The sequence below is a fragment of the Amphritea atlantica genome (assembly GCF_018860855.1).
GTDB classification, from domain to species: domain Bacteria; phylum Pseudomonadota; class Gammaproteobacteria; order Pseudomonadales; family Balneatricaceae; genus Amphritea; species Amphritea atlantica_A.
The window spans coordinates 141,964-167,848 of record NZ_JAHKQE010000044.1 but is presented as its reverse complement, the minus strand read 5'-3'; the positions used below and the strand labels follow the sequence as shown (position 1 = coordinate 167,848).

Here is a 25,885-nt window from a genome sequence, read left to right as displayed (position 1 = left end):
AGTATGATCGGTACTAACAACCGTTCAGCCGAGATGATACTGCTTCAACCCGTCGATGGGCCGCCCTCAGTATTACTGACGCAGCGGGTGACATTAGACAGCAGAGGGCAGCAACAGCAGTTTATCGCAATCGGTCGGTTTACCTATGCACAGACTCAACTGGTGGCGCTTCTGCCAACGGGGCAGCAGCTGCTCTATCTTGAATTTGATGGTCAGGAATTAGTGCAGCGAGCGGCTCCCTCGATTGAGTTGCCGGGTAACGATATACTGGCGCTAATTCAGTTTGCCCTTTGGCCGGATGATGCATTACAGCGTAGTTATCGCTCTGAGCAGGGCTGGACTGTCGCATTAGCGGATGATCATCGGCAATTAACCTACAACGGTCAGCTTTGGCTGGATGTCGTGTATACGGGACAGCAGGTGAGTATAGATAATCGGTTGGCTGGATATAGGGTCTTTATTGAGACCTTAGAACAGAAGGAATTGCAACTTTGAAACGATGTTACCTCAATTCAATGGCGATGCTCAGTGCTTTGGGTGATTCACCTGCACAGGTTTGTGAGCGCCTGACATCAGGTCTGCCTGAGTTAACGTTCACTGATCGGTTCAGCCCTGGCCAACCTCTTCCGCTCGGCTTGTATGAGGGGGTATTACCAGAGGTTTCATTTAGTGACGCGAAATGGCAGAGTCGCAATAATCGTTTTGCTTTAGCTGCTCTGCGTCAGATTGGCAGTGATATTGACGCCGCGGTTAAGTGCTATGGTGCGGACCGTGTGGGTGTCGTTATAGGTACTTCGACATCGGGTATTGGCGATAGTGAAGCGTTTCTTAGTCTGCGGGCGCAGACAGGCCAAGTGCCAGATGAATATGATTACGGACTTCAGGAAATGGGGGCCACCGCCGCTTTTGTGGCAAAGCAATTGAATGTGAGCGGGCCAATCTTTGGTATATCGACCGCCTGCTCATCCGGTAGTAAAGCACTGGCGTCTGCTCGACGACTACTTCGCTCGGGTCTTTGTGATGCCGTGATCGCTGGTGGTGTTGATACATTGTGCCATTTGACCGTGCAGGGCTTTTCGTCCCTAGAGGCGGTGAGTGATCAGCCCTGTACCCCGTTTAGCGCCAACCGAAATGGCATCAATATTGGTGAAGCTGCCGCCCTATTTCTGGTAACAACAGAGGCACAGGGGGTTGAGCTAGTTGGAGTTGGTGAAAGTTCGGATGCACATCATATTTCTGCACCTGATCCTTTAGGTGGCGGTGCTGTACGCTGCATGTCGGCTGCATTGGCCGATGCGGATATTACTGCAGAAGAGATTAGTTATATCAATCTGCACGGTACGGCGACAGCCTTGAACGATCAGATGGAGTCGCGGGCTGTCGCCGCGGTGTTTGGGGCCGCGGTTCATTGCAGTTCAACTAAACCTTTTACTGGGCATACGTTGGGGGCGGCCGGTGCACTTGAAGCGGCAATCTGTTGGCTGGCACTGCAGGAAGGTTTTATGCCAGTGCATCATTGGGATGGTGTTTACGATCCTGAGTTACCACCGATCAATCTTGTAACAGAGGCAGGCTTTGCTGAGATGCCTGTGTATATGTTGAGTAATTCGTTTGCTTTTGGTGGCAATAATATATCGCTGATATTGAGAGGGTTGTGATGAAATCTGGCTATCAGGTCGCTGATCTTGTGCCCCATTCTGGGAGGATGAGTCTGTTAACAGAGATAACGGGTTATGGGGATGATTGGCTGAGCGCAGAGGTCGCCATCAATGCAGACAGTATGTTTGCAGATTCCCGAGGGGTGCCTGCATGGGTTGGTCTGGAATACCTAGCTCAGGCTATTGGTGCTTTTGCCGGTCTACAAGAAAGGCTTAAAGGCGAAGCGCCTAAGTTGGGTTTTTTATTGGGCACCCGTAAGTATCGGTGTAGTGCTGATTATTTTCTGTTGGGTGATCGAGTAGCGCTGAAAGTGATTAGGAATATGCAGGCTGAAAATGGCTTGAGTGCATTTGAATGCTTTTTACAAGGCAATGATGTTAGCGCGAGTGCGAGCTTGAATGTGTTTCAGCCTGAGGATGGTGAACAGTTTTTAAAGGATGCGAATCAATGAAGGGCACAGTATTAGTAACAGGTTCAAGCCGAGGTATTGGTAAGGGAATCGCTCTGCGACTCGCTGAAGATGGTTACGATATTGTGCTACATTGTCGAACCCAGCGTGAGGATGCCGAAGATGTGGCAACTCACATTAGAGCGTTAGGGCGACAAGTTAGAGTGTTGCAGTTTGATATCGCTAACCGTGATCAAACGCGGGAAATCCTCGAGCAGGATACCGAGGCATTTGGAGGCTATTACGGGGTTGTCTGTAATGCTGGTGTTGCTCGAGATAATGCCTTTCCTGCGATTCCTGGGGATGAGTGGGATGAGGTGCTGAGAACTAATCTAGATGGTTTTTATAATGTGCTTCATCCGGTGATTATGTCGATGATTCGACGGCGTAAGCCCGGCCGGATTGTGACGATGTCGTCGGTGTCTGGTGAAATGGGCAATCGTGGTCAGGTTAATTACAGTGCCGCAAAGGCTGGTATTATCGGTGCAACCAAAGCCCTAGCGGTTGAGTTGGCAAAACGTAAAATCACAGTTAATTGTGTTGCCCCAGGCCTCATTGAAACCGAAATGACCGAGCAACTGGTGTTGGATGAAGCGATGAAGATGATTCCAATGCAGCGGGTTGGGAGTATCAGCGAGGTGGCGGGTACCGTCAGTTTTTTAATGTCTGAAGATGCTGGGTATATCACTCGGCAGGTGATTTCGGTTAATGGTGGGATGCATTGATGAAGCGTGTTGTTGTAACGGGAATGGCGGGTTTTTCTCCCGTAGGGAATGACTGGCAAACAATTAAGGAAAACCTACAAGGCTTGAAAACCGGTATTGTCAGAATGGATGAATGGGATATCTATGATGGCCTAAATACTCGTCTTGCGGGCCCAGTTACCGATTTTTCCATGCCCACCCACTATAAACGTAAAGATCTACGAAGTATGGGGCGGGTTGCTCAATTTGGCGTCTACAGTACTGAGTTAGCGTTGACTGATGCTGGTTTGTTGGGCTCTTCAGAGTTGGGCCAGGGACAAGTCGGAGTCGCGTTTGGTTCGTCTGCCGGAGATACAAATGCTTTTGTCGATTTCGGTAGAATGCTGATAAACCAATCGTCAGATGGTTTAAATGCAAACTCCTATGTCAAAATGATGGCACATACTGCCCCAGTTAATATTGGCGTCTATTTTGGTATTCGTGGCCGTGTTATTACCACGTCAAGTGCCTGCACATCAGGAAGTCAGGGAATCGGGTACGCGTATGAAGCGATTAAACATGGGCTGCAGCAGGTCATGGTGGCGGGCGGCAGCGAAGGGTTGTGTGCAACCGAGGCGGCTGTTTTTGATACGCTTTTTGCGACCAGCGTTGCGAATGATACGCCGGAAAATTCACCTCGCCCGTTTGATAAAGACCGTGATGGCCTCGTGATCGGAGAGGGTGGTGGCGCTCTTATTCTTGAAGAGCTGGAACATGCCTTGAACCGGGGGGCCAATATTCATGCTGAGGTGGTAGGTTTTGGTACAAACTCGGATGGCCAGCATGTAACCCAGCCGAATGCTGAAACAATGGAAACCTCCATTCGGTTGGCACTCAGCGATGCTAAGCTATCTGCCAGCGATATCGGTTATATCAGCGCCCACGGTACCGCAACCAATCGTGGAGATGTCGCCGAAAGCCATGCAACCGCTGCCGTCTTTAGTGATACGACACCGATTAGTTCATTAAAGAGTTATACCGGGCATACCTTGGGCGCCTGTGGTGCATTGGAAGCTTGGACAGCCATTGAAATGATGAATGATGATTGGTTTTGTCCAACGGCAAACCTCACCCATGTAGACCCTGAATGTGCCACCCTTGATTACATAATGGCTGAAGGCCGAAGCATCCATACCGACTATGTTATGAGCAATAACTTTGCGTTTGGCGGAATTAATACCTCTCTCATTTTTAAACGCTGGGAATAATATTTTCGTAGCTGTCACTCTAAAACTATTAGGACATTACAATGTTTAAGGAATTAACAACTGCTTTACTTGCGCTAACTGTTGCTGGCTGCTCTATTACACAGAGTGTGGAACCTGCTGAACTTACCAATGGAAGTGAACTTTGTATTATTGAGAATACAGATGTGCGTGCTGGTTTTTTACATGAATTTGAATCTGTACTAACAAGTAAAGACATTCCGTATCGAATTATTAATCAAAGAGCTGTACCTGAGTCTTGTGAGTGGACGTCTACTTATGTTGCTTATTGGAAGTGGGACTTAGCTTTATACATGTCATATGCAGAAATAAAAGTATTTCATAGAGGAAGCCTTGATGGTGTGGCTGAGTATGATTCATCAAGGGGAGGGGTGAATTTGAGTAAATTTATTGATTCAGAACCTAAAATACGAGAACTTATCGATAAGTTGATGCAGATTAAGTCAGCCTCAATCTTTTTTAGTAGGTTCGGCTAAAAATAGGTTCGTTTAGCACTATCGTTATAGTTTGTTAAGTTTTAATAAAAAGAAAAAAGCCAGCATTGCTGCTGGCTTTTGTTAACACTGAACACGGAGTCTATTAGAGACGTAGCGCGCCATCAACTTCGATGCAACGACCATTTACATAGTCATTTTGCAGGATGAAGGCAACGGTGTTGGCAATCTCTTGAGGCTTACCTAGGCGTTTAGCCGGGATAGTCGCTTCGACTTTTGCTAGCGCTTCTGGCTTCATGCTTAGCACCATCTCGGTACCGATAAAGCCTGGAGCAATCGAGGCTGCACGGATACCATAACGGGCCAGTTCTTTTGACCATGTAACGGCCATCGCCTGAACACCGGCTTTAGTCGCCGTGTAGTTGGTCTGGCCCATGTTACCACTGCGTGAGATAGACGAGATATTGATAATGCAACCTTGGTTGCCTAGTTCAATCATCTTGATTGCAGCTTCACGGCCGCAAAGGAAGGTACCGGTCAAGTTAACATCCATGACCAAGTTCCAGTTGTCCAGACTCATTTTGCTGACAACTTTGCCTTCTTTTACTTTGACAAACAGACCATCACGGGTAATACCAGCGTTGTTAACCAGTCCATTCAAAGCGCCAAAATCAGCAGCTACATCATTGAATAGTTTAACAACAGAATCTTCGTCAGAGACATTAGCTATGTAGCCACGGGCTTCTACACCAAACTCCGCGCACAGAGCAATAGTTTCATCAAGACCTTCTTGATCAAGATCAGCGAGGGCTAACTTCGCGCCTTTTTCTGCGAGTTCCAGTGCCATGGCGCGACCTAAACCGCGGCCGCCGCCGGTAATAACAATTACTTTATCTTTCAGTTCCATCAGTTTTACTACCTTATCTTCTATATTTTATTTTCTTTTTTATTATGGCTCTTTTTGTGCGATGCAAAATGCTTTGAATAAGAACTTATAACGCTTCTGCAAAAAAGTCTACTGGAATAAGCTTTGATAAGTCTAAAGTCTTTAATAAACAATGGCTTATAATGTCAAATTTATGTCCCATTTTGGTTAGGCGTCAGTTTCTTAGGTGTAAAAGTATGCGCTTTTGCAAGTGTTTTTGTATGGTTTTTTAGTCGTAATGCTGCAAATGCGATTGGTTTTTATGGGTTGAAAAAACAGCAAGAGTCCCTAACTATGTTGAATGTTCAGTGTTTTTTCTGATTGCCTCATCCGGTTGAAATTATCGCTGGGGTCTTTTTTATCTGTGATGGACTGCCTAAGGCGGTGTGAAGCGTAAGATTGATAGCTTTTTGTAGACGCAATGGGCTTTCTACTGCTTCACCTTACCTTTAGCAGACACAGGATTGGAGCATTATGCGCTTTCTTCTACTGCTTTTTATTGTAATTCCGGTGATTGAGATAACGGTTCTGATTAATGTCGGCCAAGCGATAGGGGCTTGGTATACCGTTGGACTGGTGCTGTTATCCGCCTTTATCGGGGTGAATATGCTGCGTTATCAGGGATTGTCTACTCTTGCTCGGGCGCAGGAGCGAATGAATGCTGGGCAGGTACCCGGTAACGAAATGGTTGAAGGCCTCGTGCTGGCGGTGGGTGGTGCTTTATTACTGACACCAGGGTTTGTTACCGATGTTATCGGCTTTTTTTGTTTGATTCCCTTCACTCGTCAATGGCTTGCTCGTCAGGCCATGAGTCGTTTTACCATCGTAGCGATGTCGCATCGGCAAGAGAATCCTGACGTGGACGATGCACTGGATCATCGTCAGTACCCGTCGCATCACTCGGATACGGGTAAGTCTGGCGATATTATTGATGGTGATTTTCGTCGCGAAGACTAAAAATATTTTCACTCTGGGTGTTGAAATGTCTTTCGGCGCCCCCACTTAGTGTGTCATCCAAGGATTTGTAGCAACGCTGTGTTGCTACATTTTATAAAACAAAACTGACTTTTTTTGATCAACGGATCAGGAGAGAGATTCAATGAAAATTCGTCCGCTTCACGACCGTGTGGTTGTTCGCCGTAAAGAAGAAGAAGCAACTACTGCCAGTGGTATTGTGCTGCCAGGTTCTGCTGCTGAAAAGCCTAATCAGGGTGAAGTTCTTGCTGTAGGGACTGGTCGTATTACCAGTACCGGCGAGGTTCAGGCTCTGGATGTTAAGGTTGGCGACACTGTGCTGTTTGGTCAGTACGCAGGTTCTAACACCGTTAAAGTTGACGGTGAAGAGCTGCTGATCATGAACGAAAGCGATATTTACGGTGTACTGGAAAGCTGAGTTAAAGCTTCTGGTAAGAATTTCTGATTGAATTTTTTTAGACACAGGATTTTTAAAAATGGCTAAAGAAGTACTGTTTGGTAACGATGCTCGCGTACGTATGCTAGCGGGTGTAAACATTCTGGCTGATGCAGTTAAAACCACATTGGGACCAAAAGGTCGTAACGTTGTTTTGGACAAATCATTCGGCTCTCCTACTGTCACTAAAGATGGTGTATCTGTTGCGAAAGAGATCGAACTGAAAGATAAGTTCGAGAATATGGGCGCACAGATGGTTAAGGAAGTTGCTTCCCAGGCCAACGATGTTGCCGGTGACGGCACCACCACTGCAACTGTACTGGCTCAGGCTATTGTTAATGAAGGCCTGAAGTCTGTTGCTGCTGGCATGAACCCAATGGATCTGAAACGCGGCATCGATAAAGCATCCGCTGCGGTTGTTGAGCAGCTGCGACTGATGTCTGTTCCTTGTGCTGATGGTAAAGCGATCGCTCAGGTCGGTACTATCTCTGCTAACTCTGATGCCCACGTGGGTGACATCATCGCGGAAGCGATGGAAAAAGTTGGTAAAGAGGGTGTCATTACTGTTGAAGAAGGTTCAGGTCTGGAAAACGAACTGGACGTTGTTGAAGGTATGCAGTTCGATCGTGGCTACCTGTCTCCTTACTTCATCAACAACCAAGAAAGCATGAGTGTTGAGCTGGAAAGCCCATACATGCTGATCGTTGATAAAAAAGTATCTAACATCCGTGACCTGCTGCCAATTCTGGAGCAAGTGGCTAAGACTTCTCGTCCGCTGCTGATTATTGCTGAAGATGTTGAAGGCGAAGCGTTGGCAACACTGGTTGTTAACAACATGCGCGGTATCGTTAAAGTGGCTGCGGTTAAAGCACCTGGTTTCGGTGATCGTCGTAAAGCGATGCTGGAAGATATTGCTATCCTGACTGGCGGTACTGTGATCTCTGAAGAGGTTGGTCTGAGTCTGGATACTGCAACGCTTGAGCAGCTGGGTCAGGCTAAGCGCGTTACGATCACTAAAGAAAGCACGACTGTTGTTGACGGTGTTGGTGAACATGCCGGTATCGAAGCGCGTGTTTCTCAAATCCGTGCGCAGATGGAAGAAACGTCTTCTGACTACGACCGTGAAAAACTGCAAGAGCGTGTGGCTAAATTGGCCGGCGGTGTTGCTGTGATCAAAGTCGGTGCTGCTACCGAAGTTGAGATGAAAGAGAAGAAAGCGCGTGTTGAAGATGCGCTGCATGCGACTCGTGCTGCTGTTGAAGAAGGCGTTGTACCTGGGGGCGGTGTTGCACTGATCCGCGCAATGGACAATGTTGGCACGCTGCAAGGCGACAACCATGATCAGACTGTTGGTATCGAGCTGGCTTTCCGTGCTCTCGAAGCGCCACTGCGTCAGATCGTTGGAAACGCTGGTGAAGAAGGTTCAGTTATCGTTGCTAACATTCGTGAAAAAGGTACAGGTAACTTTGGTTACAATGCTGCTACCGGTGAATACGGCGATATGATCGAGATGGGTATTCTTGATCCAGCTAAAGTAACTCGTTCTGCACTGCAAGCTGCAGCATCGGTTGCTGGTCTGATGATTACCACTGAAGCGATGATCGCTGATGAGCCATCTGAAGGCGGTGCTGGTATGCCTGATATGGGCGGCATGGGCGGTATGGGTGGCATGGGCGGAATGATGTGATCCTCCCCACCTAATTAAGCCTCGCTTATAAGAAAGCCCCGTGTTCTGCACGGGGCTTTTCTTTTGGCAAAAAAGTGCTTAGATAGTGTAATATCGACATTTCTGAACTGAAATAATGGCCTTATAGAGAGTTTCACATGCGCGATCAGGATAAAGATCTGGAGCTTCCGAGTTTTGGCCCGGCGGAACGGGAATTACATATTAATGCTCCTGGCGAGCATGCCCAGCCTGAGCCATCGGCTAACAGTGGTCATCCTACTGCCAAGGCTGATTCGCAGAAGAAGTCCTCAGGCGGTAACGCGCTTAGTTATCTGATTATTCTGTTATTAGCGGTGGCCGTTGGTGGTTTAGCCTATTGGAGCTTTCTGCAACATCAGCAGCTGCTGGCGCTTGAAGCGGAGCGGGTTGTGGTTGATGAGAAAATCATTGAGTTGCAAAAGTTATTTTTGGTCGCGGGTAATAGCGCAGCTCAAACCGGTGAAACACTGCAGAGTCAGGTTGAAAAACAGGCTGTAACAAACCAAGAGCAGTTTGTTAAGTTGAATGCCGATGTGGCTAAGTCTCAGTCTGAAATTGCGAAGTTGTGGGTGGTTGCACATCAACAGAACACGCCCAAGTTGGCTAAGTTAGAAACTCAGTTAAAAGGCGCTCTAGCTCAAGTTGATACGCAAACGAAAGCACTGAGCGATGTCAGTAGCCATGTGGCGCAGTTAGAAAAGCAGTTAAAAGTCGCAACAGCAAAAGAGAGTGACAATAGTAAGCAGGTTGTCGCTGTTAGGCAGAGTGCTTCTGCGTTGAGTACTGAGTTTCAGATACTGACGGAATCGATTGAACGTCAACAAGCGGAGCAGAGCAAAGAGATGGCTGCATTGGCTCAGCAGGTGAAGGCGTTGAAGAGTGATCAAGGCAGTGCTGCAGGGCTTGAACGACGCATCAGAGTGAATGAGCAAGCAGTGAAAGCGATTGATGGCTCTCGTTTACAGATGAATAAAGAATTACTGCAAATAAGACAGAAACTGAATAACTTACAGCTTAAGGTCGAAAAGCTGTAGAGAGTGTTAGTGCTCGTATCAAAGGCTTATTTAAAGAGTAGGGATAGCGGTTAGGGAATAAGTTGATCGTAGGTTTTTATGTTGCGAGGCTATATTTTCAGCGAAAATGGCGTGGGGTGGTGATTCAGCGTACCCTAGTATTAGCTAAACCGATCAATGAATACAGGGATTACTCGTGTCGCAAAGGATGGTGTTATCACTCCGTATAAAAAAAGGGCTTTTTTTATACGGGTTAGAGATTGCGATCCATTCGCGAGACGGGCAAAATAGTCAGTCATTTTTTACGAGGAAGACAGCGCTTTAATGGAAATTCGTGCATTTTTTGCGCTGGCCCTGCCGGGCTCTGTGGCTCGATGGTTGGCAGATTACGCTGATACCCTGTGTCAGTATGACAAGCAGATTGAAGTAAACTGGGTGGATGCTGAATCCTATCACTTGACGCTTTGCTTCTTGGGAGAGATCTCCTTAGCGCAAATTGATCAGTTGGAAAACATTACCCGTCGTAAGTTATCTGATGTTCGTTCATTTCAGGTGCACATTGATACGGCTGGCTATTATGCGGTAAGCCAGCAATTATCGGTGATTGCGGCCATGGGCCATGAAGATGAAGAGCTGAATAGTCTTAACCGGGCGATGATGGAGATCGCTTTGGAAGCGGGTATCGAGTTTGAAGAGGAAGACTTTAAACCTCATATCACCTTAGGACGATTACCCGCTAAAAATAAGTTCATACCGCCACCGGAATGGCCGTCACTGGATCTTTTCAGTCTGGCTGATTCGGTGATCCTGTTTCAGAGTAGGCCGGGCGAACGCGGTTCGATATACACACCGCTGTTTGAAATTCCCTTGCAGGATATGGCCTAAGCCAGCTGCAAAATCTAAATTATCAACGTAGTGAATCATGTTTAAACCAGAACTCCTCTCGCCAGCAGGAACGCTGCGCAATATGAAGTACGCCTTTGCTTACGGTGCCGATGCGGTCTATGCCGGTCAGCCTCGTTATAGTCTGCGGGTGCGCAATAATGATTTCAATCTGGATAACCTACGTGACGGGATTAATATCGCTCACGCGCAGGGTAAAAAACTGTATGTGGCTAGTAACATTATGCCCCATAACAGTAAGTTGAAGACCTATATTGATGATCTGCGCCCAGTGATAGAGATGGAGCCGGATGCGCTGATTATGTCTGATCCTGGTTTAATCTTGATGGTGAAAGAGCAGTGGCCGGATGTGCCTATTCATCTGTCGGTGCAGAGTAATACCATGAACTGGGCCAGTGTTAAGTTTTGGCATCAGGCGGGCATTGAGCGGATTATTATGTCCCGCGAATTGTCCCTCGATGAGATCGCCGAGATTCGTGAGAAGTGTCCCGAGATCGAATTGGAAGTATTTGTTCACGGCTCACTCTGTATTGCCTATTCTGGCCGTTGCTTGTTATCCGGTTATATCAATCACCGTGATCCAAACCAAGGCACCTGTACTAATTCCTGTCGTTGGAAATATGACGCCCATGAAGCGACTCAGGGCGACAATGGTGATTTGATTCCGGTACAGAGTTTCGACCCTAACGAAGCGCCACAGCCGGCGTTGGGTGAAGGCGAGCCGACCAACAAGATGTATCTGTTACAGGAAGAAACCCGCCCCGGTGAGTTTATGCCCGCGTTTGAAGATGAGCACGGCACCTATATCATGAACTCAAAAGATCTGCGGGCGATTCAGCATGTCCACAGGCTGACAGAGATGGGTATACACTCACTTAAAATCGAAGGACGGACTAAGTCCCATTATTATGTGGCGCGTACCGCACAGGCCTATCGTAAGGCGATTGATGATGCAGTCGCAGGCCGACCGTTTGATATGGGCTTGATGGATACTTTAGAGAACCTTGCGAACCGAGGTTATACCGAAGGTTTCTATCGTCGCCATGTGCACGATGAATATCAGAACTATGAAACCGGCAACTCTGTCGGTGTGCATCAACAGTTTGTTGGTGAGGTGATCGGCCAAGATAAGCAAAAGGGCACCTTGGATATCGAAGTGAAGAACCGCTTTATGGTGGGAGACACGCTGGAATTGATGACGCCGTCGGGTAATCGCAAATTCAAACTGGAACACTTGGAAAACCTTAAGGGCGAGGTGCGAGATTGCGCGCCGGGCTCTGGACATAAAGTGCGCTTACCATTGGATGTTGACGTTGATCTGGAATATGCGCTGTTGATGCGGGATCTGCCGAATGCGCCTGCCCATGAAAATGGCCAGTAAAGAGTGAAATTTGATTATGAAAAGGTATCCGAAGATACCTTTTTTTTACGTTATTTTTTATAGCATTGATGATCGTTTATTTGAGTACGGTTGGGGTTGATGAAATACGATAAGTACTCACTGGGTCGGGCATTGCGGCCTTTTTCTTTTTCGGTAGCACTGATTACTTGTTTGGTCGGTATTGTGAGTGCGGCGGATACAGCTGGCTTTAACTACCCGGTGGCCTCTCTTATTCTACTGGGGGCATTGTTGCTGCAAGCCTCGGTTAACCTGATTAATGATCATGCTGATCTGCAGTACCTGACGGATAGGGTGGTGCGCGCAAAGATCGTGCGCAATTTTAGGCTAGGATTAGGCTGTTTGCTGGCGGCGGCAGCGATAGGCATCTATCTGATCAGTTATGCGGGGCTGGGCTTATTAGCGTTGCTCTTGGTTGGCTTAGCGGGAGCGCTGGGCTATACGGTTGAGCCGGTTAACTTTAAGCGCCGCGGATTGGCGGTGGTGTTAGTGTTTTGGCTGATGGGTGTGCTGATGGTGTGTGGCAGCTACTATATTCTCGCCGGGGAGATCAATTGGCTGATCTTTTGGCGCTCGGTGCCGGTCAGTCTGATCAGTTCACTGCTGTTGCTGGCCAATGAGATTCGGGATGTCACCAGTGATCGCGATGAAGGGATTCGTACTTTAACCGTGAGATTAGGTCTGCGCCGTGCGCGGATGTTGTATTTGGCGTTACTGGTGAGTGTGGTGGTTCTCGCCGCTGTGCTCTGGAGTGTTGGGGCTATATCGGGTTTCTGGTGGTTGGCGAGTGTACCGATGATCTGGCTACTCTATAAAAAGCAACAGGATGATATCGGCAGGGCAATGTTGCCGCCCGCCAGTGGTCGATTTTTTATGCTGTTCGGCCTGCTTTATTGCCTTAGCTTATAGTCGGCTAAGCCGTCTGGGGTTTGTTTCTCCTCTCGCCTAACTGTGCGCTAGGCTTAATACTAAGGCCGGACAATGCCTGTCAGTTAAATTAGTGTATAATTTCGCAGCAACTTTATAGCGCGGTATGTAGAAGTTTACAGATCGGCGTGCACAGTTTTACCGAACGATAGCTAGAACAACGAATAAAGAGCTTATGTTTCGTGTTATATCATAAGTTTTACTCAACAGGGTTAAGGGTTACGCAGATAGCCCTCGGCCAAGACAAGAGCCTGAAATTGCGGAGTCAATAATGAGCGTAATTCGCCAAGACGATTTCATCAGTAGCATTGCAGATTCGCTGCAGTTTATCTCCTACTATCACCCGATCGATTTTATTCAGGGCGTGCATGAAGCCTACCTGAAGGAAGAGAACCCCGCGGCAAAAGACGCGATGGCTCAGATTCTGATTAACTCTCGCATGTGTGCCGAAGGCAAACGTCCTATCTGTCAAGATACCGGTATCGTTACTGTGTTCCTGAAGGTCGGTATGAATGTGACGTGGGACGCGCAGATGAACGTGACCGATATGGTTAACGAAGGTGTTCGTCGTGCGTATACCAACCCCGATAACGTATTGCGTGCGTCTATTCTGGCCGATCCTGCCGGTAAGCGTCAGAACACAAAAGACAACACGCCAGCGGTCATTCATTACGAAATCGTTGAAGGCGATGAAGTTGAAGTACATGTGGCAGCGAAGGGTGGCGGCTCGGAAAACAAATCTAAGATGGCGATGTTGAATCCGTCGGATAGCATTGTTGATTGGATCGTGAAAACCGTACCAACCATGGGCGCTGGCTGGTGTCCGCCGGGTATGTTGGGTATTGGTATTGGTGGTACGGCTGAAAAAGCCGCGGTGATGGCGAAAGAGTCCCTGATGGATCCTATCGATATCCATGAGCTGCGTGAACGTGGTCCGCAAAACCGTGTTGAAGAGTTGCGTCTGGAAATCATGGATGCGGTTAACGGCCTCGGTATTGGTGCTCAAGGGCTTGGTGGTCTGACAACCGTATTGGATGTGAAGATCATGGATTATCCAACTCATGCGGCATCATTGCCGGTGTGTATGATCCCGAACTGTGCAGCGACTCGCCATACGCATTTTAAACTCAACGGTAATGGCCCTGCGGTACTTACGCCACCAAGCCTTGATCAGTGGCCAGAAGTGACCTTTGAGGTGGGTTCAAATACTCGTCGTGTTGATCTGGACACCATCACCCCTGAAGATGTATTGAGCTGGGAGCCCGGTGAAACTGTACTGCTCAACGGTAAAATGCTGACCGGTCGTGATGCGGCGCATAAGCGTATGGTTGAGATGCTTAACAAGGGTGAAACTCTGCCGGTTGATCTTAAAGGTCGCTTTATCTATTACGTGGGACCTGTTGATCCTGTACGTGACGAAATTGTTGGGCCTGCAGGGCCGACAACGGCGACGCGGATGGATAAATTCACCCGTCAGATTATCGAAAGCACGGGGCTGCTCGGTATGATCGGTAAATCCGAGCGTGGTCCGGTGGCGATTGATGCTATCCGCGATAACAAAGCGGTTTATCTGATGGCCGTGGGTGGTGCTGCTTATTTGGTATCTAAAGCGATCACCAGTGCCAAGGTGTTAGCATTCCCAGAGATGGGTATGGAAGCGATCTATGAGTTCGAAGTGAAAGATATGCCGGTTACTGTCGCTGTAGACACTAACGGTATTTCGGTTCACAACACGGGCCCTGCTAAGTGGAAGAAGATCATCGCCGAACAGGTCTGATCTTTAATCTGCATGATGAAACGCGGCTTCGGCCGCGTTTTTTGTGTCCGACAGGTCGTAAAGTAGACCGTTAGTCGTGAAAAAAGGGCACACAAGTAGTAGGTCATTACGGACTCTCCAATCGTATACTTTTCAGACCCGTATAAATTACGATGAGAGTACCTGAAAATGAAGAAAGTAATGCTCAAGTTGCTATCTGCCGCCGCAATGGCTGGCGTGATGGTCTCTTCTGTACAGGCAGATGAAGCCGCAATGGCTGCTGCCGGTGCAGAGGTTTTTAAACGCTGTCAGGCTTGTCACTCTGCTGATAGCAGCAAAAATGCCTTTGGCCCGAGTCTAACCGGTGTGGTCGGCAGGCAGGCAGCTTCACTGCCTCGTTTCGCCTATTCTGAAGGGCTGAAAAAGTCTGGTATCACTTGGACTGAAGATAAATTGCGCCAATGGGTGGCCGATAATACTAAGTTGGTGCCGGGCACTCGGATGCGACATGTATCCATAACCGACCCAGCAGAACAGGATTATCTGATCGCTTACCTGAAGACGTTATAGTCATCAGTACAGCGGGAGCGATTCCCGCTGTTTTTAACCCCCTCAATTGACGCTTATCGGTAATGGTTAGGCGCACTTGGTGGTTTTGCTGAGGCGGCTTTTGATCGCCATATAACGAGGCATTGGGCCAATGTCTTCGTAAACGGGATCGCCTTCTTCAACTCGTATGATTTTAGTACCTGCTCGGTACGGCATTTTTTCTTCGACATCCAGTAAAACGGTATGCAGTAGCTCCGCAACCAGTTCTTCTTCAGATAGGTGAAACAGCTCAGCTAATGCCTGTACTTTGAGTTTGTCCTCTTCATTGATCGCAAAATTACAATCCACCAATTTGCGTTTTTCGGTTGATTGTTCTTCCAGTGTGTTCAGAAGATGGGCCACATGGTTGTTTGGCATGGTCTTGTTCCCCTTTTAATACTGTCCTATGTAAGATAGTTGACAGAAATAGTTGGGTAAATGCTGAATTCAAAAAAATCAACGTATTACCGGCAGTTGGTTTTCATTACTATATAGCGGCATTATGACTTTAAACTGAATGTTTGAATTAATAGAGAGGAAAAAATGGCCGAGATTCGGGTGGTAGTGGGTTCAACATATGGTAATGCGAGCCTGATAGCAGACGATTGTACTGATCAATTAAAGCGGCTTGGCCATCAGGCAACATTATTGAATGAGCCGACCTATGAGCAGGTTACTAATAATCCCGATGTGATTCTTATCTGCACGGCGACAATTGGACAGGGCGAAGTACCCGTTAATCTACAGCCACTCTATGATGATTTGAGCAGCCGCAAGCCTGACTTTTCTGCGGTGCGCTTTGGCTTGATCGCACTCGGTGATAGCTCCTATGAAACCTTTGCTGAAGGCGGTAAGCAGATGAATGAACTGATGCATGACCTAGGAGCGAAATCGGTTGGTCAGGCGTTGTTTATTGATAGTTGTGAAACCCCTGATCCGGATGAAGCGGCAGCTAGCTGGATCGATCAATGGTCGAAAAAACTCTAACCGATATTGAATAAGCAGGCTAGATAAATACCGTCTGATGGCTTTAAGTCTAGCTTGCACTTTTTTCTGATCACCAATACACCATTTTAAGTAGTAAGTTTTTTGCGTTGTGACTGAAGATAAAATCCCTTCCCGAATGTGTTTAACCTTTCCCCGCTATCATTTATCAAGACGTTGTTTTGTATCTATTTTTAAAAAGAAAAGTGGTTGAATATTGATCACGCGATAGCGCTTGTATTGTATTTCACTCTTCTATTAAACAATAAATTCGCCTCAATAATAGGGCTTTAATACTCTGTTAGGCCGCTGCCGTCATGGCGGGGTTGGGAATAAAGACATATGGTATAGGCAGAAGGCGAGTATTTGCGCTGCTGATGAATGGGCAGAAATTGCACTGGCATTGTATTGACCTAAGTTTAAGTGGTTCCCTCGTTAATATTCTCTTCTCTAATATTCGTCGTTTATGAATGTGATTGTGGTGCAGGTATAGGGAAACTTTACTCCGAACAGGTGTGAGATGAATAAACCCCAACGGGCTATGTTGAAGAGCTTGAGTATAGGCCTGCTGCTTGGGCTATTAGGCTGGTCCACAACGGCTTCTGCTGAGATCAAATTGAGTTTCGGTGTTTATACCGCAGATAAACCGACGGTTGTAGTAAAGACATTCAAACCATTGCTTAAACTGTTGGAGCGCTCTGTGGCGAAGTCGCTCGGAGAGCCGGTGAAAATTAAACTGCAAGTCGCCAGTACCTACGCGGGTGGTATCGATGATATTAGTACAGGGAAAGTTGATTTTTCGCGTCTAGGTCCCGCTTCCTATATCAAAGCAAAGAGTCTACAACCGGATATCCATATTCTCGCACTTGAAGCAAAAAATGGGCAAAAGCTTTTTAGTGGCGTGATTGCTGTCGGGACGAATAGCTCGGTCAGCGATATCGCCGATCTAAAAGGCAAGCGTTTTGCTTTTGGCGATGAACGATCCACCATTGGTCGCTATTTGGCACAACAGCATCTATTTGAGCAGCAGCTGCGGGCGGGTGATCTTGCCTATTACGAGTATCTCGGGCGGCACGATAAAGTTGGCGCAGCGGTCGCATCAGGGCAGTTTGATGCGGGAGCGCTGAAGCAAAGTACCTATAAGCGCTTAGTCGATAACGGTGCCGCATTACGGGTTTTAGCCACCTTTAACAATGTGACTAAACCTTGGATAGCGCGTGCGGGACTTGATGAGCAAATAGTGTCTGCGCTCAAGGAGTGCTTGCTTGAAATAACAGACCCTATGGCGCTCGAAGCGCTACAAAAAGATGGTTTTGTTGAAGGAAGTGATAACGACTATGCGATTATAAGGAGAGCTATTGACCAAAATCCACAGTTTTTTGAGTAGCCTTATTTCCCTGCGAACGGGCTATTAGCATGAATCTTTTAGAGGCTAAGTCTCAGCAGAAGATTGCTGTTGCTACGCAAAGGTTGCAACCTCAAAGCATGCTAGAGAAAGTGACGATCTTTCTTAAACGGCCGCCGCTATGGATCAAAATCATGCTTTCGCTGTTGCTGGCGTTGATTATCGTGGTGATGGTCGCCGGTGAACTAATGCGCCTACAGCTTCAGGCAGATTATTCAGCAAGTCTACGCAAAACCAGCGAAGATACCTTTCTGTTACTGACGGCCGCGGCTTTAGAGCCGGTTATTAGCGAAGATATTCCGCAACTTCGCAGTATTGTTAACGAAACCGCTCGGCTCCAACCCGATATTCATGCGATCCGTATCATGAATGAAGAGGGGGTTTTACTGGCATCATTGTCTAGAGGTTCCGGCAGAGAGGATCAGAACTTGGTCAGCTTTTCCAAGACGTTAAGCTTTGAATCTGAAGTGTTCGGGGTCTTATCAATCGATTGGAGCACCGAGCGCCTCGATAATGAGGTGATGCGACATATTAATATGATGCGTTACTGGGTGATTGCATCACTGCTAATATTGACCCTGATTATCCTTGTGTTGATCCATTTCTTTGCTGTTCGCCCGATCGGTAAAATTCATCAACACCTGTTAGCCCTCAATAAAGGTAATTTAAAAAGCCGTATCGATATCCACAGTTCACGTGAACTGTCGTTGCTGAGTAATGCGGTCAATGACCTTACGGACGCGCTGGTGCTGCAGAGGCTGCGGGAAGCGGAACTTGAGTCTGCTCGGGAAGAGTTATTCGAGGCTAAAGAAGCTGCCGAAGTTACCCTGCACTCTATCGGCGATGGTGTTATCTCCACCGATGTTGATGGCAATGTGCAGTATCTCAACCCGGTAAGTGAGCGCTTAACTGGCTGGAGTAGCAACGAAGCCTGTGGTCAGCCTATCGCTAGGGTCTTTAGGTTGATTGATGAAGTTAGCCGAGAGCCTTTACCCTGTACTATTCGTAACTGTTTAGACGGCATTGACACCGTCGTGCCTGAGAGTCACCCACTACTTATCGGCAGGAACGGGCAGGAATCAGCAATCGATAAGGCCGGTTCTCCTATTCGTAGTCGCAGTGGCGAGATCATCGGAGCGGTGATGATATTTCATGATGTGACCGCGTCCCGAAATATGACCCGGGAGCTGCAATATCAAGCCGCTCACGATAGTCTGACGGATCTGATCAATCGTAAAGAGTTTGATCGGCAACTGTTTCAGTATCGGGAAGACCTGCGTCACAAGGATCAGCAGCATACGCTGTTATATATCGACCTTGATCAATTTAAAATTGTGAATGATACCTGTGGTCATGCGGCCGGAGACGCATTATTGCAGCAGTTGTCACAGCTTATCGGCAACGAGCTTCGTCGGGGAGATATTTTTGCTCGGCTTGGCGGTGACGAATTTGGTATTTTGCTCAACGAGTGTCCGCTGTCGTTCGGTATCGAGATTGCGGAATCGATCCGTCGATCGGTCGAGCGCTTCAGGTTTGTTTGGAATGGTATTGGCTTTTCCATCGGTACGAGTATCGGCATAGTGGCAATCACTCCGACATCGGCCGATGCTGAGCGCCTGCTTGAACAGGCTGATGAAGCCTGTTATTCGGCGAAGGAACTAGGCCGGAATCGATATCATGTGTACACCTATAAAGATGACCAGGTGATCGGTCGCCAAGGTGAGATGAACTGGTTGGGTAAAGTAAATGCGGCGCTAGCTGAAGACCGGTTCGTGTTATATCAGCAAACCATCTTACCGTTGCAAGAGGGAGGTAGTAGTGAAAACCATATCGAAATCTTGGTTCGCCTGATTGAACCCGATGGTAGCGTGGTGCTTCCTTGTGCCTTTATTCCCGCTGCCGAGCGCTATGGGCTGATGCCTAAGGTCGATCATTGGGTTGTGAGTCACACGATGGACTGGTTTAGGCGCAATCCAGAAAAAATGAAGGCCTTAGTGCTGTGCAACATCAATCTATCGGGTAAATCGCTGTCGGATGATGCATTACTTCGCTACATCGAAGCGCAGCTTGATTCGCCCGAAATTGATGCCAGTAAGTTCTGTTTTGAACTTACAGAAACCGCTGCGGTGTCGAACTTAGCGTTGGCGCTCAACTTTATCCAGCGGCTCAAGCAGAAGGGATGTCTGTTCGCCTTGGATGATTTTGGTAGTGGCATGTCTTCCTTTGGCTATTTGAAAATCCTGCCGGTCGATTATCTGAAAATTGATGGCATGTTTGTCAAAGATATCGTCCACGATAAGACCAGCCGCACCATGGTGGCATCGATCCACGAAGTGGGTCATGTTATGGGTAAGCGTACTATTGCCGAGTTTGTTGAGAACGACGAAATACTCGAACATCTAAGAGAGATGGGCGTCGATTTCGCGCAGGGTTACTGCATTTCTAGACCGGCCCCTCTGGAATAGGGTTGTTGTGATTAACGCTTTATCGGTGATCGCTTTGAGTATCGGGCGTTGTTTGGTGCAAATCTTTCATATTACCTCCTATTTTTTACGTCGATTTCCTCGTTGTTTAGGGCTGTTTTAGCCGTCAAACATAAGCAATAAAAGCCTAATAACACGCCTATTATGTTTTGTGACTATCGGTCATAATCTGACTATTAGTTCTGTCTATAGATGTGTAAAGCGTATGAATGATCGTAAAGCGAGAGAGTTTGCGCGCCGTGAACAGGATATTCTCGATGCAACGCTGGCGTTATTATTGGGTGAGCAGTGGGAAACCCTCAGTGTCGATAAAATTGCACGGCATACGGGGATTGGTAAAGGCACCGTTTACAAGCACTTTGGCTGTAAAGATGACATCTACGCCCGGTTATTATTGGATAATTACCAACGCATATTGATGCACTTTCAACAGATAGCGGCGGATAAAAGCTTAACGGGGGTGCAACAGGTGCGTCGTATGCTGATATACGCATTTGAGCATCATCGGGATAATATTGCTGAGCAGCGTATGCACGTGCATTTTATTCAGAATGCGTTTCGTGAACGTCTTAGCCGTACTTATCAACAACAACTCATTGAGAATGAGCAACACTTTACCGCAGCCTTTGGCCAAGCGATTAAGCAAGGCATTGCCGAGGGCGATGTTAATCCAGATATGCCACTCGATGTCATGATGGCGGGTATGAAAGCGACGTTTGAGGGCGCCATGATCATGCTACAAGAAGATAGCGGTTGTTATCAGCCGTCGGTACAGACCAGAGAGCAGCAAAATATCTATATGAAATATGTGGTTGATTACATGATCGCCGCCCTTATCCGTCAGCCGATCGGTGAGCAGAAATGAAGATGAATAAATCAGTCTTAATGGCCGTTATTGTTGCTATCGTGATAGCTGTTTGGATGGCATCGGGTATGCAAAAAGAAGCAGAGCCTGTGGTACAAGCGCCATCAGACCAAGATAAGTCGTTGATGAAGGTTAAAGTTGAACATTCGAGCGCGAGTCGAGTGCAACAGTTCGTTTTGGTGCAAGGCCATGTCGAGGCGAATCGGACGATTGAACTTAAAGTCGAGGTCGATGGCCGAGTTGCGGCACTGATGGTCGATGAGGGACAACGCGTAAAGGCCGGGGATCAGCTGATGCAATTATCGGCTGATTATCGTACCGCTCAGTTGGCCGAAGCCAAAGCGGTATTAGCACAGCGTAAGAGTGATTTGGCCGCTAGTCGCCAGTTGAAAACCCGCGGCTTACAATCAGAGAGTAAACTGTTTGCCGATGAGGCCGCGGTGCAGGCAGCCGAAGCGCAGCTGGCAAAAGCACGTTATGAGTCTCAGGGGACACGCCTCGAGGCCCCTTTTGCGGGGGTGCTAAATAAGCGCATGGTTGAGCTCGGGGACTATATGAAAGTCGGTGATGTACTGGGCGAGTTGGTTGACGATGGCACGGTTAAAGTGACCGCCCAAGTACCGCAGCATAGTGTCGGGCGTTTGGTCGAAAATCAAACAGTTCAGATAGTTCTGAGTAATGGTCAGGAGATGACTGGCACGTTAAGTTTTATTGCGCCTGTTGCCGATGCCGTTACCCGTAGTTACCGGGTTGAAGTGCAAATTCCGAACCCATCGCACCAGCGCATTATTGGTTTGTCGGCAAGTTTGCAACTGCCTGCTGGTGAAGCGCTCGGTCACCTGTTACCCGGTTCGGTCTTAGGATTAGATGCTGCGGGTAATCTGCAAGTAAAGTTGGTTGATGATAATAATCGAGTCGTTATCGTGCCGGTCGAGATTATCCGCACCGATACGGAAGGCTTCTGGCTGAGTGGCTTAGATAATGAGGTGCGTATTATCACCATCGGGCAAGACTTCGTTGCCGTCGGGGAAGAGGTTGAACCGGTTAGCGATACTGAATTGGTGCCGACATCTGCCAATACAGCGCCGACGCAGGAGGGTTGATCAATGATTGCCGCTTTGATCGCCGCAGCGATAGACCGTAGTCGCACCACTATTCTTATTCTGCTGTTCTTCCTTATTGGTGGGCTGGCCGCGTTTCAGAGCATCCCTAAAGAAGCCGAGCCCGATGTCGCTATTCCTATTATTTATGTCTCTATTGGTTATGAAGGCATTTCGCCGGATGATGCGGTGCGCTTGTTGGTGCGGCCGATGGAGAAAGAACTGAAATCGATCGAGGGCATTAAAGAGATGCGTTCGGTCGGCTCCGAAGGGCATGCTTCCGTTACCCTTGAGTTTGATGCCGGGTTCGATAGTGATACGGCACTGCAGGATGTGCGTGAAAAAGTCGATATTGCCAAGGGTAAGTTACCTTCCGGTGCCGATGAACCGCAAATTCATGAGGTTAACGTCGCGCTGTTTCCGGTGCTGAATATTGCTATTTCTGGCCCCGTTTCTGAGCGTCTAAAACTTAAAGTTGCTAAAGACCTGAAAGATGAAATTGAAGGGGTTGCAGGGGTGCTTGAAGTCGATATTGGCGGCGAGCGTGAAGAGTTAATGGAGATTCTGATTGAGCCTCAGTTGCTCGAAAGCTATCAGCTGAACTTTGAAACGGTACTGAACGTTGTGGCTCAGAATAACCAGTTGGTCGCCGCGGGTGCGGTTGATACGGGCAGTGGCCGGCAAGTATTGAAGGTGCCGGGGGTGGTCTCCGATTTGGACGATATGCTCAATATGCCGATAAAGTCAGACGCTGGCACCGTTGTGACGGTTGGCGATGTGGCCACTATCCGTAAAACCTATAAAGACCCTGAAGGCTTTGCTCGCGTGGGTGGCGGTGATGCCATGGTGCTAGAAGTTAAGAAAAAAGTCGGTGCCAATATTATCGAAACAATCGAATCGGTGCAGGCGATTGTGGCAGAGCGGAGCCAGTTTTGGCCGCAGGGTTTGCAGTATTCCTATATTTTGGATCAATCCACTCAGACACGCACCATGCTGAGAGATCTGATGAATAATGTCTTAAGTGGCATTGTGTTGGTTATGATCGTGGTCTTAGCGGTGATGGGGCTGCGCACCTCATTGCTGGTGGGGTTGGCGATTCCAGGCTCCTTTCTGGCCAGTATGATGGTGCTGAATTTGATCGGTTTTACGCTTAATATCGTGGTGTTATTCAGCCTGATTCTGGTGGTTGGTATGTTGGTCGATGGCGCTATTGTCGTTGCCGAATTGGCCGAGCGTCGCATGAGTCATGGGTTGAGTGCCCGAGAGTCTTTTCGTTATGCGGCATCGCGGATGGCATGGCCGGTAATTGCCGGGACGGCAACCACGCTGGTGGTATTCATGCCGTTGATGTTTTGGCCGGGGGTGATCGGTGAGTTTATGAAATACTTACCGGCGACCGTGGTGGTGTGTCTCACGGCATCCCTCTTTATGGCATTGATTTTTCTTCCGGTGCTCGGCGCCATCAGTGTACGCAAACAGGCGGGCACTATTGCCAGTGATGAATACGAACTGCCGCAAACTCCCGTGAACCGTGTTTATACACGATTGATGGCTAAGCTGCTGCACTATCCAATTACGGTGCTGCTGGTGGTCTTGATGGCGCTCGGCAGCAGCTATGTCGCCTATGCCGTGTTTGGCAAAGGGGTGGAGTTTTTCCCTGATGTTGAGCCTGAAATGGTGTTGATTAATTTACATGCGCGGGGCGATTTATCCATCTATGAAAAAGATGCACTGTTAAAGCAGGTCGAAGCCCGAGTGATGGATGTTCCCGGTCTTAAGTCGATTTATGCCCGCAGCTTTAATCAGGCCGCTAATGATACCGCTGAAGATGTTATTGGGGTGATTCAGTTTCAGTTAGATGATTGGGATAAGCGGCCAAAAGCGTCTGAGATTTTGGCTCTGTTACATAAGCGAACGGCGGATCTGCCGGGTATTAAGGTCGAAACGCGCAAAGCAGAAAGTGGCCCGAATTCGGGTAAGCCGATTAAGCTATTGGTCAGTGGTTATGACAGCGAAGTGCTCTACCAAACGGTCGCGGATATTCGTCAGATGATGACGGAGATGGGCGGCTTTTCCGGAGCAGAAGATGATCGGCCATTGCCGGGGATTGAGTGGCGGATTCTCGTTGATCGGGAAGAAGCCGGTCGTTATGGTGCTAGCATTGCCCTTGTCGGGCAGGCGGTTCGTTTGATTACTAACGGTATTAAAGTCACGGATTACCGCCCCGACACCTCTGACGATGAGGTGGATATCATGATCCGTTTTCCTGAAGATAAGCGCAATATTGATCAGTTGAGACAGATGCAACTGAGCACCAGTTTTGGCATGGTGCCGATGTCTAACTTTATTGCGCTTGAGCCTGCACCAAAAACAGGGATGTTGAAACGGGTCGATAGCCGCCGAGTGATTACTATTCAGGCGGATGCGCAAGATGGCTATCTGGTTAATGATCTAGTGGTCGCGATGCAAAAACGTTTCGCCCAGCATACCTTTGATCCTCAGGTGCGTTTAACCTTTAAAGGTGAAGATGAACAGCAGAAAGAGACCGGTGACTTTTTGGTCAGTGCGTTTGGTACCGCGCTGTTTTTGATGGCCTTGATACTGGTCACTCAATTCAACAGCTTATACCAAGCCGGGTTAGTGTTATCTGCCATCGTTTTTTCTACCGCCGGGGTGTTGATCGGTTTGATGGTGGCGGGGCAAACATTTGGGGTTGTTATGGTGGGCGTGGGCATCATCGCCTTAGCCGGTATTGTTGTGAATAATAATATCGTGCTGATCGACTGCTATAACGACCTACGTAAGCAGGGACGCTCGCCTTATGATGCGGCGTTGCAAACCGGTAGCTTGCGTTTACGTCCAGTCATGCTGACGGCTATCACCACGGTGCTTGGTTTGCTGCCGATGGTGTTGTCGATGAATATCGACCTGCTGAATCGGGATATCAGTTTTGGTGCGCCATCAACCCAGTGGTGGACTCAGCTCGCCAGTGCGATTGCCGGTGGGTTGTCGTTTGCCACTATACTGACGTTGTTCTTAACGCCCTGCTTGCTGGTGTTAGGTGAGCGAAGATTGTTTAAAAAGCGGGATTAGAAGGGTGGTGCGAGCGGTTAACGAGCGGCACAGTCGTAGTTAACGACTGGCCGCTTTAGTGAAGGTTTTTACGCCGTGATTATTTCAGCAAAAAGCCTTTTTCTTTCAGGAATGCGAGCATGTGTGGCCGTGCTTCTTTAACCAGCATGCCGGACATCTGTTCGCTCCACGTCATCTCTTTATTGCCACCGGTGCGGGTTTGGTAATATTCGCGCACTGATTTGTCGTAATCGGCGATGGTTTCCTGATTGCCGTTGTCGTTATAGCTATCTTGTTTGAGCACGACATCAACCGGCAGGCGCGGTTTAACTTCTGGGTTCTGGTCAGGATGACCGAGGCAAAGGCCAAATACCGGATAAACCAGCTCAGGCAGGTCGAGCAGTTCTGAGACGCGGGCGATCTGGTTGCGAATACCGCCGATATAGCAGATGCCGAGACCAAGGGATTCCGCTGCAACGGTCACGTTTTGCGCAAATAGGCCAACATCAACAGTGGCGGTAATAAACTGCTCAGTGAAGCCTGAGTTGATGTCGGCATCATTCATATCACAGGCGAGTTTCAGTCGCTGCATATCGGCACAGAAAACCAGAAAGACCGGTGCCTGACTGATATAAGCTTGACCGCCAGAGCACTCCACCAGTTGGTTACGCTTGTCCTGATCATTGACCTGAATAACGGTGCAGGCCTGAATGAAGCTGGACGTAGCAGCCGCTTGTCCGGCTTGTATCAGGGTGTTCAGAGTGTCCTGTGGAATAGGCTGATCGGTAAATTTGCGGATTGATCGGTGACTGTTTAATAGTTCGATAACGGCGTTCATC

24 protein-coding genes are annotated in these 25,885 nt (G+C 48.1%); 21 read left to right on the top strand and 3 right to left on the bottom strand.

Annotated elements, in window-relative coordinates:
• Positions 1–3: 3 nt before the first annotated feature.
• The 6 genes from KO512_RS18705 to KO512_RS18680 are packed head-to-tail and all read left to right on the top strand — an operon-like array spanning position 4 to position 4,552.
• On the top strand, positions 4–495 hold the full coding sequence (locus tag KO512_RS18705; RefSeq protein WP_215953834.1) for a DUF3261 domain-containing protein: 492 nt from the start codon (positions 4–6) through the stop codon (positions 493–495).
• Positions 492–1,658: a beta-ketoacyl-ACP synthase gene (locus KO512_RS18700; protein WP_215953833.1), complete on the top strand. Its 1,167-nt coding sequence runs from the start codon at positions 492–494 to the stop codon at positions 1,656–1,658. Before KO512_RS18705 ends, KO512_RS18700 begins: the two co-directional genes overlap by 4 nt.
• Positions 1,658–2,110, top strand: a complete 453-nt coding sequence (locus KO512_RS18695) for an ApeP family dehydratase (protein ID WP_215953832.1) — start codon at positions 1,658–1,660, stop codon at positions 2,108–2,110. Before KO512_RS18700 ends, KO512_RS18695 begins: the two co-directional genes overlap by 1 nt.
• Positions 2,107–2,832 (top strand): 3-ketoacyl-ACP reductase FabG2, encoded by a 726-nt coding sequence (locus KO512_RS18690; RefSeq protein ID WP_215953831.1) that lies wholly within the window; start codon positions 2,107–2,109, stop codon positions 2,830–2,832. The genes KO512_RS18695 and KO512_RS18690 overlap by 4 nt, the downstream gene beginning before the upstream one ends.
• Positions 2,832–4,058 (top strand): beta-ketoacyl-ACP synthase, encoded by a 1,227-nt coding sequence (locus KO512_RS18685; protein ID WP_215953830.1) that lies wholly within the window; start codon positions 2,832–2,834, stop codon positions 4,056–4,058. The genes KO512_RS18690 and KO512_RS18685 overlap by 1 nt, the downstream gene beginning before the upstream one ends.
• Positions 4,059–4,099: 41 nt before the next feature.
• Positions 4,100–4,552 carry an Sbal_3080 family lipoprotein gene (locus KO512_RS18680; protein ID WP_215953829.1) on the top strand — a complete coding sequence of 151 codons (453 nt, stop codon included), beginning with the start codon at positions 4,100–4,102 and terminating at the stop codon, positions 4,550–4,552.
• 103 nt (positions 4,553–4,655) lie between these two features.
• Here KO512_RS18680 and KO512_RS18675 read toward each other — a convergent pair whose 3' ends face one another.
• Complete coding sequence (locus tag KO512_RS18675; RefSeq protein ID WP_215953828.1) at positions 4,656–5,417, bottom strand: SDR family oxidoreductase; 762 nt, start codon at positions 5,415–5,417, stop codon at positions 4,656–4,658.
• Between the two features lie 492 nt (positions 5,418–5,909).
• On the opposite strand from KO512_RS18675, the gene KO512_RS18670 reads away from it, so the two are divergent.
• From KO512_RS18670 to KO512_RS18630, 9 genes are all read left to right on the top strand, one after another.
• Complete coding sequence (locus KO512_RS18670; RefSeq protein WP_215953827.1) at positions 5,910–6,392, top strand: FxsA family protein; 483 nt, start codon at positions 5,910–5,912, stop codon at positions 6,390–6,392.
• Between the two features lie 142 nt (positions 6,393–6,534).
• Positions 6,535–6,828: a co-chaperone GroES gene (locus tag KO512_RS18665; protein WP_215953826.1), complete on the top strand. Its 294-nt coding sequence runs from the start codon at positions 6,535–6,537 to the stop codon at positions 6,826–6,828.
• Between the two features lie 58 nt (positions 6,829–6,886).
• A complete protein-coding gene (gene groL / locus KO512_RS18660; RefSeq protein WP_215953825.1) occupies positions 6,887–8,533 on the top strand; it encodes a chaperonin GroEL in 1,647 nt (548 codons plus the stop codon).
• Positions 8,534–8,670: 137 nt separating this feature from the next.
• Complete coding sequence (locus KO512_RS18655) at positions 8,671–9,585, top strand: hypothetical protein (RefSeq protein ID WP_215953824.1); 915 nt, start codon at positions 8,671–8,673, stop codon at positions 9,583–9,585.
• A 303-nt stretch (positions 9,586–9,888) separates the two neighbouring features.
• Entirely contained in the window at positions 9,889–10,449 is a 561-nt protein-coding gene (thpR, locus tag KO512_RS18650) for an RNA 2',3'-cyclic phosphodiesterase (RefSeq protein WP_215953823.1), read from the top strand.
• A gap of 37 nt (positions 10,450–10,486) precedes the next feature.
• Positions 10,487–11,848: a prephenate-dependent tRNA uridine(34) hydroxylase TrhP gene (gene trhP, locus KO512_RS18645; RefSeq protein WP_215953822.1), complete on the top strand. Its 1,362-nt coding sequence runs from the start codon at positions 10,487–10,489 to the stop codon at positions 11,846–11,848.
• A 99-nt stretch (positions 11,849–11,947) separates the two neighbouring features.
• Positions 11,948–12,775: a prenyltransferase gene (locus KO512_RS18640; RefSeq protein ID WP_215953821.1), complete on the top strand. Its 828-nt coding sequence runs from the start codon at positions 11,948–11,950 to the stop codon at positions 12,773–12,775.
• Between the two features lie 289 nt (positions 12,776–13,064).
• Positions 13,065–14,570, top strand: a complete 1,506-nt coding sequence (locus KO512_RS18635) for a fumarate hydratase (protein ID WP_215953820.1) — start codon at positions 13,065–13,067, stop codon at positions 14,568–14,570.
• Positions 14,571–14,738: 168 nt separating this feature from the next.
• A complete protein-coding gene (locus tag KO512_RS18630) occupies positions 14,739–15,119 on the top strand; it encodes a c-type cytochrome (protein WP_215953819.1) in 381 nt (126 codons plus the stop codon).
• Positions 15,120–15,185: 66 nt separating this feature from the next.
• On the opposite strand, the gene KO512_RS18625 is transcribed toward KO512_RS18630, so the two are convergent.
• On the bottom strand, positions 15,186–15,515 hold the full coding sequence (locus KO512_RS18625; RefSeq protein WP_215953818.1) for a hypothetical protein: 330 nt from the start codon (positions 15,513–15,515) through the stop codon (positions 15,186–15,188).
• Between the two features lie 165 nt (positions 15,516–15,680).
• On the opposite strand from KO512_RS18625, the gene KO512_RS18620 reads away from it, so the two are divergent.
• From KO512_RS18620 to KO512_RS18595, 6 genes are all read left to right on the top strand, one after another.
• Positions 15,681–16,124 (top strand): flavodoxin domain-containing protein, encoded by a 444-nt coding sequence (locus KO512_RS18620; protein ID WP_215953817.1) that lies wholly within the window; start codon positions 15,681–15,683, stop codon positions 16,122–16,124.
• A 517-nt stretch (positions 16,125–16,641) separates the two neighbouring features.
• A complete protein-coding gene (locus KO512_RS18615; protein ID WP_215953816.1) occupies positions 16,642–17,508 on the top strand; it encodes a PhnD/SsuA/transferrin family substrate-binding protein in 867 nt (288 codons plus the stop codon).
• A 29-nt stretch (positions 17,509–17,537) separates the two neighbouring features.
• Positions 17,538–19,991: an EAL domain-containing protein gene (locus tag KO512_RS18610; RefSeq protein WP_215953815.1), complete on the top strand. Its 2,454-nt coding sequence runs from the start codon at positions 17,538–17,540 to the stop codon at positions 19,989–19,991.
• A gap of 223 nt (positions 19,992–20,214) precedes the next feature.
• Positions 20,215–20,874 carry a TetR/AcrR family transcriptional regulator gene (locus KO512_RS18605; protein WP_215953814.1) on the top strand — a complete coding sequence of 220 codons (660 nt, stop codon included), beginning with the start codon at positions 20,215–20,217 and terminating at the stop codon, positions 20,872–20,874.
• A gap of 2 nt (positions 20,875–20,876) precedes the next feature.
• Complete coding sequence (locus tag KO512_RS18600; protein ID WP_215953813.1) at positions 20,877–21,977, top strand: efflux RND transporter periplasmic adaptor subunit; 1,101 nt, start codon at positions 20,877–20,879, stop codon at positions 21,975–21,977.
• Between the two features lie 3 nt (positions 21,978–21,980).
• On the top strand, positions 21,981–25,067 hold the full coding sequence (locus tag KO512_RS18595) for an efflux RND transporter permease subunit (RefSeq protein WP_215953812.1): 3,087 nt from the start codon (positions 21,981–21,983) through the stop codon (positions 25,065–25,067).
• A gap of 79 nt (positions 25,068–25,146) precedes the next feature.
• Here the strand turns inward: KO512_RS18595 and nfsA are convergent, their stop codons facing one another.
• Entirely contained in the window at positions 25,147–25,884 is a 738-nt protein-coding gene (gene nfsA / locus KO512_RS18590; protein WP_215953811.1) for an oxygen-insensitive NADPH nitroreductase, read from the bottom strand.
• Between the last annotated feature and the right edge of the window lies 1 nt (position 25,885).